This window comes from Pseudomonas sp. Tun-23181 (genome assembly GCF_057415455.1).
The window spans coordinates 3,962,160-3,976,789 of the sequence record NZ_CM171630.1 but is presented as its reverse complement, the minus strand read 5'-3'; the positions used below and the strand labels follow the sequence as shown (position 1 = coordinate 3,976,789).

Annotated in this window: 13 protein-coding genes; 6 read left to right on the top strand and 7 right to left on the bottom strand. The window is 64.2% G+C overall.

Annotated features, from left to right (window positions below):
• Positions 1-98: 98 nt before the first annotated feature.
• Positions 99-911, bottom strand: coding sequence for a bifunctional DNA-formamidopyrimidine glycosylase/DNA-(apurinic or apyrimidinic site) lyase (gene mutM, locus ACDI39_RS18905; protein WP_225787577.1), 813 nt, complete (start codon positions 909-911; stop codon positions 99-101).
• Positions 912-914: 3 nt separating this feature from the next.
• Positions 915-1,733, bottom strand: a complete 819-nt coding sequence (locus ACDI39_RS18900) for an HDOD domain-containing protein (protein WP_225787716.1) — start codon at positions 1,731-1,733, stop codon at positions 915-917.
• Between the two features lie 192 nt (positions 1,734-1,925).
• Between ACDI39_RS18900 and ACDI39_RS18895 the strand changes: the two genes are divergently transcribed.
• The 3 genes from ACDI39_RS18895 to ilvD all read left to right on the top strand — a co-directional run bounded on the left by ACDI39_RS18895 (position 1,926) and on the right by ilvD (position 6,047).
• Positions 1,926-2,465, top strand: a complete 540-nt coding sequence (locus ACDI39_RS18895) for a type 1 glutamine amidotransferase domain-containing protein (protein ID WP_225787578.1) — start codon at positions 1,926-1,928, stop codon at positions 2,463-2,465.
• Positions 2,466-2,616: 151 nt separating this feature from the next.
• Entirely contained in the window at positions 2,617-3,813 is a 1,197-nt protein-coding gene (locus ACDI39_RS18890; RefSeq protein ID WP_225787579.1) for a class I SAM-dependent rRNA methyltransferase, read from the top strand.
• 392 nt (positions 3,814-4,205) lie between these two features.
• Positions 4,206-6,047, top strand: a complete 1,842-nt coding sequence (gene ilvD, locus ACDI39_RS18885; protein ID WP_225787581.1) for a dihydroxy-acid dehydratase — start codon at positions 4,206-4,208, stop codon at positions 6,045-6,047.
• 61 nt (positions 6,048-6,108) lie between these two features.
• On the opposite strand, the gene darG is transcribed toward ilvD, so the two are convergent.
• The 4 genes from darG to ACDI39_RS18865 form a co-directional block, all read right to left on the bottom strand.
• Positions 6,109-7,203 (bottom strand): type II toxin-antitoxin system antitoxin DNA ADP-ribosyl glycohydrolase DarG, encoded by a 1,095-nt coding sequence (gene darG / locus ACDI39_RS18880; RefSeq protein WP_225787582.1) that lies wholly within the window; start codon positions 7,201-7,203, stop codon positions 6,109-6,111.
• The gene (darT, locus tag ACDI39_RS18875; RefSeq protein WP_225787583.1) at positions 7,203-7,844 is read right to left on the bottom strand and encodes a type II toxin-antitoxin system toxin DNA ADP-ribosyl transferase DarT; all 642 of its coding nucleotides are present in this window, start codon (positions 7,842-7,844) and stop codon (positions 7,203-7,205) included. The genes darG and darT overlap by 1 nt, the downstream gene beginning before the upstream one ends.
• Positions 7,841-8,356, bottom strand: a complete 516-nt coding sequence (locus ACDI39_RS18870) for a DarT ssDNA thymidine ADP-ribosyltransferase family protein (RefSeq protein WP_253079872.1) — start codon at positions 8,354-8,356, stop codon at positions 7,841-7,843. The genes darT and ACDI39_RS18870 overlap by 4 nt, the downstream gene beginning before the upstream one ends.
• 168 nt (positions 8,357-8,524) lie before the next feature.
• A complete protein-coding gene (locus ACDI39_RS18865; RefSeq protein WP_225787585.1) occupies positions 8,525-9,577 on the bottom strand; it encodes an HAD family hydrolase in 1,053 nt (350 codons plus the stop codon).
• A gap of 244 nt (positions 9,578-9,821) precedes the next feature.
• Here ACDI39_RS18865 and ACDI39_RS18860 point away from each other — a divergent pair, with 244 nt between their 5' ends.
• The gene (locus tag ACDI39_RS18860; protein ID WP_225787586.1) at positions 9,822-11,213 is read left to right on the top strand and encodes an L-cystine transporter; all 1,392 of its coding nucleotides are present in this window, start codon (positions 9,822-9,824) and stop codon (positions 11,211-11,213) included.
• A gap of 32 nt (positions 11,214-11,245) precedes the next feature.
• Here ACDI39_RS18860 and ACDI39_RS18855 read toward each other — a convergent pair whose 3' ends face one another.
• On the bottom strand, positions 11,246-11,764 hold the full coding sequence (locus ACDI39_RS18855; protein ID WP_225787587.1) for a dihydrofolate reductase: 519 nt from the start codon (positions 11,762-11,764) through the stop codon (positions 11,246-11,248).
• Between the two features lie 53 nt (positions 11,765-11,817).
• On the opposite strand from ACDI39_RS18855, the gene ACDI39_RS18850 reads away from it, so the two are divergent.
• Positions 11,818-13,209, top strand: coding sequence for a DUF2868 domain-containing protein (locus ACDI39_RS18850; RefSeq protein ID WP_225787588.1), 1,392 nt, complete (start codon positions 11,818-11,820; stop codon positions 13,207-13,209).
• Positions 13,202-14,566 carry a GTPase/DUF3482 domain-containing protein gene (locus ACDI39_RS18845; protein ID WP_225787589.1) on the top strand — a complete coding sequence of 455 codons (1,365 nt, stop codon included), beginning with the start codon at positions 13,202-13,204 and terminating at the stop codon, positions 14,564-14,566. The genes ACDI39_RS18850 and ACDI39_RS18845 overlap by 8 nt, the downstream gene beginning before the upstream one ends.
• Positions 14,567-14,630: the final 64 nt, after the last annotated feature.

Below are 14,630 nucleotides of genomic sequence, written 5' to 3'. Positions count from 1 at the left end.
GCGGCCCTATCGCGGGCAAGCCCGCTCCCACAAGGGGCGCGCTGCTCTTGAGGTCAACGCCAAAGGCGATGGGCTGCAAAGCAGCCCCAAGAGGGATGTCAGCGCTGGCAACGCGGGCAGTAGACGCTCGCCCGCTGCCCCAGCTTCACTTCACGCAGGGTGGTGCCACAGACCTTGCACGGCTGGCCGCCCCGGCCATAGACGAACAGTTCCTGCTGGAAATACCCCGGTTTCCCATCGCCCCCCACGAAATCGCGCAGCGTGGTGCCGCCCTGTTCGATGGCCGCCGCCAGCACCCGCTTGATCTCGATCGCCAGCTTCAGGTAGCGGGCTCGGGAAATGCCGCCGGCCTCGCGGCGCGGGTCGATGCCCGCGGCGAACAGCGCTTCGGTGGCGTAGATGTTGCCCACCCCCACCACCACGGCGTTGTCCATGATGAACGGCTTGACCGCCATGGCCCGCCCCCGGGAAAGCTGGAACAGGCGCTCGCCGTCGAACAGGTCGGTCAGCGGCTCCGGCCCCAGGCGCACCAGCAGTTCGTGGTTGAGCGGATCGAGGCTCCAGAGCATGGCGCCGAAACGGCGCGGGTCGGTGTAGCGCAGGGCCAGGCCCGACTCCAGCTCGATATCCACATGCTCGTGCCTGGCAGCAGGCAAGCCCAGCTCCACCAGGCGCAGGTTGCCCGACATGCCCAAGTGGCTGATCAGGGTGCCGACCTCGGCATTGAGCAGCAGGTACTTGGCACGCCGCTGCACCGTGACGATGCGCTGCCCCGACAGGCGCACGTCCAGGTCCTCCGGGATCGGCCAGCGCAGGCGCCCGTCACGGACCACCACGCGGCTGACCCGCTGGCCTTCCAGGTAAGGCGCGATACCGCGCCGCGTAGTCTCGACTTCTGGCAATTCCGGCATGGATCAGTGCCCACCCAGTTCGCGAATGGTCTGTTTGAGGTTCTCGAAGTCGTACTCCGAAAGGCCGATGTAGTCCAGCACCAGCGGGCCGACCACGTTCCACTCATGGTCAACGCCCTGGTTGCCCAGCACCCGGTAGGAGGCACAGATGTGCTCGGCCATCTTCAGCACCGCCAGCAGGTTCTTCAGTTGGGTCTGGGTATTGCGCGACGACTCGTCGCGGAACACCGCCAGGGCATTGTGGTGGTTGGCGATGGCCGCGCTCAGGTGCTCCGGCAGGCGCCAGGACTTGGCAGTGAAGTAGCCGACCACCGAATGATTGGTGTTGAAGGCACGGTTCTCGGTATCCACCACGCGCCGGTCCTCGCCGGCATTGGCATAGGCCTCCTCCAGCACCTGCATGTAGTCGGGGAAACGCTTGAGCATCAGCGGCACGCCGCAGTCGTGGAACAGGCCCAGGGTGTAGGCCTCGTCCACCGCCTGGAGCCCGGTGCGCTTGGCCAGGGTCAGACAAGTCATGGCCACGTCCTGGGCGGTGTCCCAGAAGCGGTTGAGGGTGACGATGGTCTCGTCGCTCATCTCGCCCTTGATCGACTGGGCGTTGATCAGGTTGATGATCGAACGGCTGCCCAGCAGGTTCACCGCACGCTGGATCGAGCCGATCTTGTTGGCAAGGCCGAAGTGCGGCGAGTTCACCAGCTTGAGCAAGGCACCGGACAGGCCGGGGTCCTGGGCGATCAGCTTGGCGATGGTCTCCAGGTCCGGGTCGGGCATGTATTGCTCGAACTGCAGGTCGACCATGATCTGCGGTTGCGGCGGGATGGTGATGCCTTGCAAGGCTTGCTGGATCTGTTCGGGGCTGAGTTCCTGGGGCATGGACACACACTCGGAAAGGACGGCGAATTCTAACCCTGGATCCCATCGGCGTACCAACCACTGGCACCTTTTCCAGGAACTTTGCCACAGCCCCGCCAGCCTCCTTCTCAGGCCCATCCAGAAAAGGAGCACAACCCCATGAGCGCAGAACTGAACGGCAAGCGCGTGGCCTTCCTGGTCACCGACGGTTTCGAGCAGGTGGAGCTCACCGGCCCCCGCGAAACCCTGGAGCGGCACGGTGCGGTGGTGGATATCCTGAGCGACAAGGAAGGCACCGTGCGTGGCTGGAACCATGACAAACCGGCAGACACGTTCCCGGTCGACGCCACCTTCGAAAGTGCCAGCCTCGACCTGTACGACGCCCTGGTGCTACCTGGCGGCGTGCAAAATTCCGACACCATTCGAGTGATTCCGGCCGCGCAAAAACTGGTCAAGAGCCATGACTCGGCCAGCAAGCCCCTGGCGGTCATCTGCCACGGCGCCTGGCTGCTGGTGTCCAGCGGACTGGCCCAGGGACGCCGGATGACCAGCTACAAGACCCTGCAGGACGATATCCGCAACGCGGGCGGCAACTGGGTCGACGAGGAAGTGGTGGTGGACGGTAACCTGATCACCAGCCGCAAGCCGGACGACATCCCGGCCTTCAACGAACAGTTGGTCAGGGCGCTGGCGAGGTGAAACCGGCAGCCCATTCGCGGCGGTTCGGGGCGCCGAACCGCCGTAAACAGGCCGGACCAGCCCCCCGGAACCCGATCCACGCTTTATCGTCAACCGCCCCGGCCCTATGTCCAACGCGCTATAATCCCGCTCTTTTTCCCGGAGCGACGTCATGTCCCTGCCCAGCCTTCGCCTCAAAGCCAATGCCGACCGCCGCCTGCGCGCCGGCCACCTGTGGGTCTACAGCAATGAAGTCGACGTCGCCGCGACCCCGCTGCAAGGCCTGCGTGCCGGCCAGCAGGCGATCCTCGAGGCCGCCAACGGCAAACCCCTGGGCGTGGTGGCGGTGAGCCCCAACAACCTGATCTGCGCCCGCCTGCTGTCGCGCGATGCCAAGCTGCCGCTGGACAAGTCGCTGCTGGTGCACCGCCTGAACGTCGCCCTGTCCTTGCGCGAGCGCCTGTTCGACAAGCCTTGCTACCGCCTGGTCTACGGCGACTCGGACCTGCTGCCAGGCCTGGTGGTCGACCGCTTCTTCGACATCCTCGTGGTACAACTGGCCTCGGCCACCATGGAGCAGCACAAGGACGAGGTGATCGCCGCCCTGGTCCAGGTGCTCAAGCCCAGCGGCATCCTGTTCAAGAACGACTCCGCCGCCCGCGATGCCGAAGGCCTGGGGCGTTACGTCGAAACCGTCTACGGCGAAGTGCCCGACTGGGTGCCGCTGGAAGAGAACGGCGTGAAGTTCGAAGCCCCGGTGCGCGACGGCCAGAAGACCGGCTGGTTCTACGACCACCGCATGAACCGCGCGCGCCTGGCGCCCTACGTCAAGGGCAAGCGTGTACTGGACCTGTTCAGCTACATCGGTGGCTGGGGCGTACAGGCCGGCGCGTTCGGTGCCAGCGAAGTGTTCTGCGTCGATGCCTCCGCTTTCGCACTCGACGGCGTGGAGCGCAATGCCACGCTCAATGGCATCGGCGAAAAGCTGACCTGCATCGAAGGTGACGTGTTCGAGGCCCTGCGCGAACTGAAGGCCGCCGAGGAACGTTTCGATGTGATCATCGCCGACCCGCCCGCCTTCATCAAACGCAAGAAAGACCTGAAGAACGGCGAGGCAGCCTACCGTCGCCTGAACGAGCAGGCCATGCGCATGCTCACCAAGGACGGCATCCTGGTCAGTGCCTCGTGCTCGATGCACCTGCCGGAAGACGACCTGCACAGCATCCTGCTGACCAGCGCCCGTCACCTGGACCGCAACCTGCAACTGCTTGAGCGCGGCGGCCAGGGGCCGGACCACCCGGTGCACCCGGCGATCGCCGAAACCCGCTACATCAAGAGCATCACCTGCCGGCTGCTGCCCAACAGCTGACCGTCACCTGGGGCCGCCTCGCGGCCCCAGGTCGCATCAGGTATCCAGCAGTGCAAAGCGATCCCGAAACACGCCAGCGGCACGGCCGAAAGGCCAACTGCCCGCATTCGGGAGTGCTGCCTACAAAGCACCTGCCAGGTGAAATCATCGCCGAACCCCGTCCCAGATAGCCGCCGGCCATCCACATCGCCATTCCCTCGCCGCGCCAGCGGTGTAGAATCGGCCTATTCATCGCCAGACATCCCCGGCGGGTTTATGAGCTCTGGTCGAGCACGCGGCGATCCCGCGCTGTCTTCGACCTCATCCGTGCCAGTGGCAACCGGCCTCGGCGCAAAGGACAAGAGAAGCTCACTCCCCTTTTTGTGACCTGATTCAGCCGCCAGGAGTGCTTCATGCCTGCTTACCGTTCCAAGACTTCCACCCAGGGCCGCAACATGGCCGGTGCCCGTGCCCTCTGGCGCGCCACCGGGATGAAGGACGAAGACTTCAAGAAACCGATCATCGCCATCGCCAACTCGTTCACCCAGTTCGTCCCAGGGCATGTGCACCTGAAGGACCTGGGCCAACTGGTGGCCCGCGAGATCGAGCGCGCCGGTGGCGTGGCCAAGGAATTCAACACCATCGCGGTCGACGACGGCATCGCCATGGGCCACGACGGCATGCTCTATTCGCTGCCGAGCCGCGAGATCATCGCTGACGCCGTGGAATACATGGTCAACGCCCACTGCGCCGACGCCATCGTGTGCATCTCCAACTGCGACAAGATCACCCCCGGCATGCTGATGGCCGCCCTGCGCCTGAACATTCCGGTGATCTTCGTCTCCGGCGGCCCGATGGAAGCCGGCAAGACCAAGCTGGCCAACCACGGCCTGGACCTGGTCGACGCCATGGTCATCGCCGCCGACTCGTCCGCCAGCGACGAGAAGGTCGCCGAGTACGAGCGCAGCGCGTGCCCGACCTGTGGTTCGTGCTCCGGCATGTTCACCGCCAACTCGATGAACTGCCTGACCGAAGCCCTTGGCCTGGCCCTGCCAGGCAACGGTTCGACCCTGGCCACCCACGCCGACCGCGAACAACTGTTCCTCAGCGCCGGGCGCACCATCGTCGAGCTGTGCAAGCGCTACTACGGCGAGAACGACACCTCGGTCCTGCCGCGCAGTATCGCCAACTTCAAGGCGTTCGAGAACGCCATGATGCTCGACATCGCCATGGGTGGTTCGACCAACACCATCCTGCACCTGCTGGCTGCGGCCCAGGAAGCCGAGGTGGACTTCGACCTGCGCGACATCGATCGCCTGTCGCGCAAAGTGCCACAGCTGTGCAAGGTGGCGCCGAACATCCAGAAGTACCACATGGAGGACGTCCACCGCGCTGGCGGCATCTTCAGCATCCTCGGTTCGCTGGCCCGTGGCGGCCTGCTGCACACCGACCTGCCGACCGTGCACAGCCGCAGCATGGAGGAAGCCATCGCCAAGTGGGACATTACCCAGACCGATGACGAGGCGGTGCACACCTTCTTCAAGGCCGGCCCCGCCGGTATCCCGACCCAGACCGCCTTCAGCCAGTCGACCCGCTGGCCGAGCCTGGACCTGGACCGCGCCGAAGGCTGCATCCGTAGCGTCGAGCACGCCTACTCGCAAGAGGGTGGCCTGGCCGTGCTGTACGGCAACATCGCGCAGGATGGCTGCGTGGTGAAGACCGCCGGTGTCGACGAGTCGATCCTGGTGTTCGAGGGCAGCGCGAAGATCTTCGAGAGCCAGGACAGCGCCGTGCGCGGCATCCTCGCCGACGAAGTGAAAGCCGGCGACGTGGTCATCATCCGCTACGAAGGCCCGAAAGGCGGCCCAGGCATGCAGGAGATGCTCTACCCGACCTCGTACCTGAAGTCCAAGGGCCTGGGCAAGGCTTGCGCCCTGCTCACCGATGGCCGCTTCTCCGGCGGCACCTCGGGCCTGTCGATCGGCCACGCCTCGCCGGAAGCCGCCGCAGGCGGTGCCATCGGCCTGGTGCGCGATGGCGACAAGATCCTCATCGACATCCCCAACCGCTCGATCAACCTGCTGGTCAGCGACGAGGAACTGGCCGCTCGCCGTGTGGAGCAGGACAAGAAAGGCTGGAAACCGGCCGAAGCCCGCCCACGCAAGGTCAGCACCGCCCTGAAGGCCTACGCCCTGCTGGCCACCAGCGCCGACAAGGGCGCGGTGCGCAACAAGGCGATGCTCGAAGGGCTGTAAGGCTCGCGGCAAATAAAAACCGGCGCCCTGTGCGCCGGTTTTTATTCTTGAGAGTGAACGACTAATTTACTGCACTGACAGGGATTGGACTCGTCCTGAATACAGACAGCTTATTCAAGGCGATGCTGAGGGATTCGTCGTCGAACAGTTTGCTTTTTCGGGCTGCAGCACCTGCCCCCCCGGACCAGGCTTTCAATCCTCGGCGAATCGAGGACACATCCGGCTCAATACCATCTCGATGCAGTAGCCAATCCACGGTGGCGAGAAGCTCCATGCCGAAAGGCGATTCGAAACCGTCAATCAGGCTGGTAGTGAACTCCAGGGCTGGCAGATATGCTTTGGCCTCACTGTTCAGGTACGCCTGGACAAAAGCCTTTCGGCCTTCGTCGAACCAGATGACGTCCATCGGCCCCGCATCGCTGATGCGCTTGCCGCAATGGAGATAGCTCCCATCCAGATTGTCCAGCAGGTGCTCAAGCCGGTTGGCATAAGGACCGTACTTATGGGCAGAAAACTTCAGATCCAGAGGATTATCCTCAGGCGTGAACCGCTCTATCGAACGCTCAAGGAACCAGGCCAACTTCTGGATCTCTAGCAAACTGCACTCCATACCGAGAACCCAGTAGCGGCGCACAAGCTCCGCAATCAGCGCCCGGGCCGGCGTCAGCTTTTCTACACCGCTGCGCTTGGAGACGTTCTGATACTTGCCCGTGGGTTCGAAAACCAGGACATCCGCCTCCAGATCCCCCAGGATCGCTTCGATCTGCTCACGTACGGACGCCCAAGGTAATCCTCCATTACCTGCACCCAAGGGAGGAATGGCGATGGAAATCACCTTGTTCTCGATAACGAATCTGCGCAGATCGTGCAGGCCTTCGATGATCCAGGCGATCTGTGAGGGAGAGCGCCAATGCCGTTTGGTTGGGAAGTTCACGATCCATCGCGGCCCTTCCAATTCTCGGACCTCGGTGACGAACATCTTCCCGGTGACCACCTCGTCCGCTTTGCAGGCAGCCGCGTACAGGCGATAGTTCTCGGCAAAGCGTTCCTTGAACATCAACGCAATGCCTTTTCCCATCACCCCTACGGTGTTGACTGTGTTAACCAGCGCTTCAGCCTTCGCCTCCAGCAGGTTACCTTGTGTAAAGCGGATCATCAGAAGTACCACCCGGGTCGAGCATGCACGGGAAGGTTCAGCTGACGCTGCTGAACCTCCATGTCAACACGACGTTTCAAAGCTTCGTTGTAGCAGACAATACCCAAAAGACCAGCTGTCGGAACATGCCTGTGGATCAAGGCCTCAGCCTGGTAGCGCTCCATTTTTCTTGGATCGTCAGGATCGCGCTTAAAGTCCCTGCGCTGCAGGATCCCCCAATCGATCTTGTCCAGATGCTGCAGCTCGCTGTAGTAGCCTGCCCAATGCGGGTAGGCATGGGCGTCGGTGAAGACGAAGCGCAGGCCAAGAGATCGCGCATGGTACAGGCTTGAGACCAAGATCACGATCTCTTCGTTCCGGCGCTGCTGTACGCTCCAGCCCGAATGGATGTTCTTCATCATCACCGAAAACGGGGTGAAATAGAACGGTACGTAGTCGGCCAATGTACCTCGTGGCTCGATGGGCACATAGCGCTGCGCCCGCTTGCTGATCAGATCTGGATTACCGATACCGACGTAGGCGCTGGAAAGCCTCCCGGAAGAAACCGAGTGCAAACCGTTATCCAAAAGCCAAGGAAGATTGTCGCGATGGACAATTCGCCAAATGAGCGCTTTGGAGGGGTTGAGGCTGGTATAGATCATCGAGGTGGAAACATATTCGGATTCGAGTCAACCCACAGGCGGCTATACCCCGACTGCCGCGCCGCTTGAAGCACGGTTCGCTCGATCTCTGCCGATGGGGTATAGATCTTTGCAAACTGCGCTGCGGGCACGGGCCCAGGAGATAGACATTCCGCCATGCAGACGTGTTTGCAAAGTGGGTCACGGTAATCTCGGCGATCCATCATATCCCAATCTATCGCCGCGAACCCCCTCTCGTAGTCGAGTAACTCGAAAGCCCCACCCGCCAGTGGATGCCGTGGAATCACCCACCAATTGCACCGACGCGCTAAAGATCTTTCCACTGCAATCAGCACAAAGCTCTCATCTGGTCTGTCCTGATGCACCCTGCCATCAAAGGGGTTCCTGGCAAACCAGTGAAATGGCACAAACTGTTCCAGAGCCTCACTACACCGCCCTTCAATGATCTCAGGATCAGCGATATCCGCGAAATCTCCATTCAGCTGAGCTCTAGGGATCAGCCCTCGCTGCATGATTGAAGGCACATTGTGGACACTGGTCAGGTGATAAATGAATTGCTGATCTCGAATAGCCACTGATGACCTCACGCAGAAATGGTAGCCAGTAGCTATCAACCATAGCCATTGGATCCACTTCTGCCAGCGGTCGTAGCTGTCGCTCAGTTTTCATCTGAAACAACCCTACTGGATCTGCTCCGGCGTCACGATCACCCAGTTCTTGTCCGCCGTCACCGGCACTCCTTCCTTCGCCTGGGCCGCGGCCTGCTTGGCGATCATCCCGTTCATCTGCGCCATGTACTTGGCCTTGCGGTTTATCCACAGGTGGATGCCACCCTTGCCCACGTCGACACCATGAAACTGCATGTAGCCATCGCTGGTCGGCGTATCGCCTCCCACCAGCACCGGCTTCTTCCACTCGTCGATGTAGGTGAGGATGGCCGCCTGCTTGCCAGCCATCCAGGTGGCCGGGGTCCATAGGTAAGGGGTCAGCTCCAGGTCCTGGTTGGCCTTGGGATCGTAGCGGCCTTCGCTGATCTGCTTGCGCGCGGTGGTCAACTGACCGGTGGCGGGGTCCTTGAGCAGCAGGCTGACGCCGATGACGTTCTCGGGCTTCACGTTGTAGCCGTACCTGGGGTCGGAGGCGACCATGCGTACCAGCTCCTCCGACGCAGCGGAGATCACATAGACGTCGATGCCATTCTCCATCAGCTTGTTGAACAGCTCGGTCTGCCCAGTGAACACCTTGGGCGGCGGCACCTCCATGCGCTTGACCTGCTCACCGTCGTAATAGGTGGCGGGGACGGGCTTGCCGGACGCCATCAGTTCATCGACCTGGGCCTTCAGCGCCTTGAGGCTGAAGCCGGAGAACACCTGGGCCACCCAGGGGTAGCAGACCATGTCATCGATCTCGCACAAACGGTAGTAATAGCTGAACAGGCTTTCCTTGTGCTCGGCAGTGTCCTTGAACGGGATCAGCTTCAGGGAGGGGTCGAGCGTGTCGCGGCTGATCAGCCCTTTGTTCTCCATGAAGGGCAGCAAGGCTTCTTCCAGGTCGAAGCGATAGCTGGTGTTGTCCATGTCGAAGACGGCGTAGTTGCCCTGGTTGGCATTGGCCGCGATCATCTGGTCGAGCTGCCTGGCGGCATCCTGCGGCCAATGCTTGAGCTCGACGGCCCAGGTAGTGAAGCTGAGCGCCAAGGCCAGGCCGCCGGCGAGGACTTTCGGAGCGATCATGTGCGAATCTCCTGAAAAGTGGCCTTGGAACGCTAGCCAAACAACCCTGCCATCGCCCCCCTGACAACGACCTCCACGCAGCTGCAAACGCCGTGTTCATTGCCAGGAACGACAAGGTGTTATTCCATTTACGACTATCCAAATTCCATTTGGATATAAATTCGTTTGTTTTCAGACTGTTAGCATTTATGTTCGCAATCGCTCACCAGAGGCGACGCCCTTTCTGCTTTATCCTGGAGCTTCAATGAACCTGCCGCTGTCACTCAACCTGCTGGTGTTCCTGGCTTTGCTGCTGGGCCTGGCGCAAACCCGCCGTACCGACTGGAGCCTGGCGAAGAAAGTCCTGCTGGGCCTTGGCCTGGGCGTGCTGTTCGGCCTGGCCCTGCACACGTTCTATGGCGCCGGCCACCCGGTGCTCAAGGCCACCATCGGCTGGCTCGACCTGGTCGGCAACGGCTACGTGGGCCTGCTGCAGATGATCGTCATACCGCTGGTGTTCGCCTCGATCCTCAGTGCCGTGGCGCGCCTGCACAACGCCTCGTCCCTCGGGCGGATCAGCGTGCTGAGCATCGGTATCCTGCTGCTGACCACCGCCATCGCCGCGCTGATCGGCATCGCCCTGACCAACCTGTTCGGCCTGAGCGCCGAAGGGCTGGTGGCCGGAGCCCAGGAAACCGCGCGCCTGCAGGCGATCCAGAGCGACTACGCGGGCAAGGTCGCCGACCTCAACGTGCCACAACTGCTGCTGTCGTTCATCCCCAGCAACCCTGTCGGCGACCTTGCGCGGGCCAAGCCGACCTCGATCATCAGCGTGGTGATCTTCGCCGTGTTCCTGGGCCTGGCCGCGCTGCAGTTGATCAAGGACGACAGCGACAAGGGCGGGCGCGCCCTGGCGGCCATCGACACCTTGCAGGCCTGGGTGATGCGCCTGGTACGCCTGGTGATGAAACTCACCCCTTACGGCGTGCTCGCGCTGATGGCCAAGGTGGTGGCCAGCTCCAACCTGGAGGACATCCTCAAGCTGGGCAGCTTCGTGGTGGTGTCGTACCTCGGCCTGGGGCTGATGTTCGTGGTTCACGGGGTGATCCTGACGATCTCCGGCGTCAGCCCGCTGCGCTTCCTGCGCAAGGTCTGGCCGGTGCTGACTTTCGCCTTCACCAGCCGCTCCAGCGCCGCCAGCATCCCGCTGAACATCGAGGCGCAGACCCGCCGCCTGGGCGTGCCGCAGTCCATCGCCAGCTTCAGCGCCTCGTTCGGCGCGACCATCGGCCAGAACGGCTGCGCCGGCCTGTATCCGGCCATGCTGGCGGTGATGGTGGCCCCGGCGGTGGGCATCGACACCTTCGACCCGCTGTGGATCGCTACCCTGGTGGCCATCGTCACCCTGAGCTCGGCGGGCGTCGCCGGCGTGGGCGGTGGTGCGACCTTCGCCGCGCTGATCGTGCTGCCGGCCATGGGCCTGCCGGTGGAACTGGTGGCGTTGCTGATCTCGGTCGAGCCACTGATCGACATGGGCCGCACCGCGCTGAACGTCAACGGCTCGATGACCGCGGGCGTGGTGACCAGCCAGTTGCTGAAAGAGACCGACAAAGAGGTGCTGGCCGATGACCAGCATGCCGAGCTGAGCCACTCCTGAGCGCCTGGGGCCGCTGCGCGGCCCCAACAGTCTCAAACCTTGTCCCAGACCTCGAAGCGATACGCAGGCCCCTCACCCTCGCCCGCCTGCGGCACACTCGACGTCAACGCCCACTGCGCCTGGTCGAACTCCGGGAACCAGGCATCCCCCTCCGGCGACAGCTCCACGCGGGTCAGGTACATACGGCTGACCAGCCCTTTCTCCAGCGCCTGCCCATACAACTGCGCCCCACCGATCAGCATCAGCTCGTCGACACCCTGCTCCCGGGCCCACTGCTCGGCACGCACCAGCGCCTGCTCCAGCGAAGCGAAGACCTCGGCCCCCGCAAGCGCAAGGCCCGGCTGGCGGCTGACCACGAGGTTCAGGCGGCCCGGCAATGGCCGGCCCAGCGAATCCCAGGTCTTGCGCCCCATGATGATCGGCTTGCCCAAGGTAGTGGCCTTGAAGTACTTGAAATCCCCTGGCAGGTGCCAGGGCATGGAGTTGTCGATGCCGATCACGCGGTTCTCGGCGAGGGCCGCGATCAGGCTGAGGGGAAGTGATGTATTCATGGGGGCGAGGATAGCACTCGTCGCCTGGGTTATGCTTTGCCCTGACTTGTGCAATGGAAGACCTTGTGACTGCACCGACCCCATTCGACAAACGCTGGCTCACCGAAGCGGTGCGCCTGCGCGAGGAGCACGCCGGCCCCCTCGAGGACCAGGAGGCCAACCGCCGCGCCCGACAGCAGGGCGGCGAACTGGCGGCGCGTATCGAAACCCGCGCCCTGTGGCTGGCCGAACGCGACGGCATGACCGCCGCCCTGCACCACTGGAAGCAGGGCGCGCGCCTGGCGCTGCTGGCCCTGCTGGTGCTGGCCGTGCTCAGCGGCGCCGGCCTGGGCCTCGCCGCCCTGGGCGACGGCCAGCGCTCGGTGAACGTGTTCTGGGCCCTGGGCAGCCTGCTCGGGCTGAACCTGCTGATGCTGCTGGGCTGGGCAATCGGCTTCGCCTTGAGCGGCGAACACGGCGCCAGCCTCGGACGCCTGTGGCTATGGCTGAGCGAACGCTTCGCCCGCGACGCCAAGGCTGCGCACCTGGCCCCGGCATTGCTGGTGATGCTGCAGCGCCAGCGCCTGAACCGCTGGCTGCTCGGCCTGCTGGTGCATGGCCTGTGGTCGCTGGCGATGGCCGCGGCGCTGGGCATGCTCCTGGCGCTGCTGGCCGCCCGCCGCTATGGCTTCGTCTGGGAGACCACCCTGCTCGCTGCCGAACCCTTCATCACCCTGACCCAGGCCCTCGGCGCCCTGCCCTCGCTGCTCGGTTTCGCCGTGCCTGACGAAGCCATGATCCGCGCCAGCGGCGATACCCTTCCCGCACTCGACCTGGCGCGCCAGGCCTGGGCCAGCTGGCTGCTCGGCGTGGTGCTGGTCTACGGCCTGCTGCCGCGCCTGTTGCTGGCGGCCATGTGCCTGTGGCGCTGGCGCCAGGGCCGAGCGCGCCTGGCCCTGGACCTGAGCCTGCCCGGCTACAGCCAACTGCGCGACGCCCTGATGCCCAGCAGCGAACGGCTTGGCGTGCAAGATGCCGCCCCGGCTACCCTGCCGCATTTCGAATCCGGCCAGGTGGATGCACAGCACGGCGGGGCGTTGCTGGTGGGCCTGGAGCTGGACGACCAGCGCCCCTGGCCTCCGGCCCTGCCGAAGGCGGTGATGGATGCCGGTGTACTGGACAGCCGCGAGTCGCGCCACAAGCTGCTGGAGCAATTGAGCCGCTTCCCCCCGGCGCGCCTGGCCATCGCCTGCGACCCCCGCCGTTCGCCGGACCGCGGCAGCCTGGCGCTGCTCGCCGAACTGGCGCGCAACGCCGGTGCCACCCGCATCTGGCTGCTCCAGGCATTGCCGGGCCAGGCGCTGGATGCCGCCCGCCTGGGCGACTGGCACGACGCCCTGGACCGCCTCGGCCTGCCGCACGCCGACACCTCGCCGCTGACCTGGCTGGAGCATGGCCATGACTGAGCCGCTGAAACTGGCCGTGGTCGGCCACACCAACGTCGGCAAGACCTCCCTGCTACGCACCCTGACCCGCGATGTCGGCTTCGGCGAGGTCTCTCATCGCCCCAGCACCACCCGCCACGTGGAAGGGGCACGCCTGTCGGTGGACGGCGAGCCCTTGCTGGAACTGTACGATACGCCGGGCCTGGAGGATGCCATCGCCCTGCTCGACTACCTGGAACGTCTGGAACGCCCCGGCGAACGCCTGGATGGCCCGGCCCGGCTGGAGCGCTTTCTCCAGGGCAGCGAGGCGCGCCAGCGTTTCGAGCAGGAGGCCAAGGTGCTGCGCCAGTTGCTGTCCAGCGATGCCGGGCTCTATGTGATCGACGCCCGCGAACCGGTGCTGGCCAAGTACCGTGACGAACTGGAAGTGCTGGCCGGCTGCGGCAAGCCGTTGCTGCCGGTGCTCAACTTCGTCGCCAGCAGCCAGCACCGCGAGCCGCAATGGCGCGAGGCCCTGGCCCGCCTGGGCCTGCATGCACTGGTGCGGTTCGACAGCGTGGCCCCGCCGGAAGATGGCGAGCGGCGCTTGTACGAAAGCCTCGCCCTGCTGCTCGAAGACGCCCGCCCTGCCCTGCAGCGGCTGATCGACGACCAGCAGGCCCAGCGCCAGGCCCGCCAGCAAAGCGGCAAGCGCCTGATCGCCGAGCTGCTGCTCGACTGCGCCGCCTGCCGACGCAGCGTCGAGGCCGAGCCAGCCGCCGAAGCCAAGGCCATCGAAGCCTTGCGCCAGGAGGTGCGCCAGCGCGAGCAACGTTGCGTCGAGGCGCTGCTCAAGCTGTACGCCTTCCGCCACGACGACGCCAACGCTGGCGACCTGCCGCTGCTGGACGGGCGCTGGGGCGACGACCTGTTCAACCCCGAGACACTGAAACTGCTTGGCGTGCGCCTGGGTAGCGGGGTCGCGGCCGGTGCCGCTGCCGGGGCGGGGGTCGATCTGCTGGTGGGCGGGCTGACCCTCGGCGCTGCGGCGCTGGCAGGCGCCATCGCCGGTGGTGCGCTACAAACCGCGCGCAACTATGGCGCCAGGTTGATGGGCAAGCTGAAGGGCCAGCGCGAGCTGACCGTGGACGACGCGGTACTGCGTTTGCTGGCGTTGCGCCAACAGCAGTTGATGGCAGCATTGGATAATCGCGGGCATGCCGCACAGGACAGGGTGCGCCTGGGCGAGCTGGATGAGAAGACCTGGCGCGAAGGCAAGCTGCCCGAGGCGCTGAAACGGGCGCGGGCGCATCCGCAATGGTCGTCGCTCAATGCCGGGGCGCGGATCAACCAGGCAGAACGTCAGGAGCAGCTCGAAGCCTTGGTGGCAGAACTCTAAACAAGCCCCCAGGCCAGTCAGCCAAGCGGTATTGGGGCTGCTTTGCAGCCCCAGATGACAACTG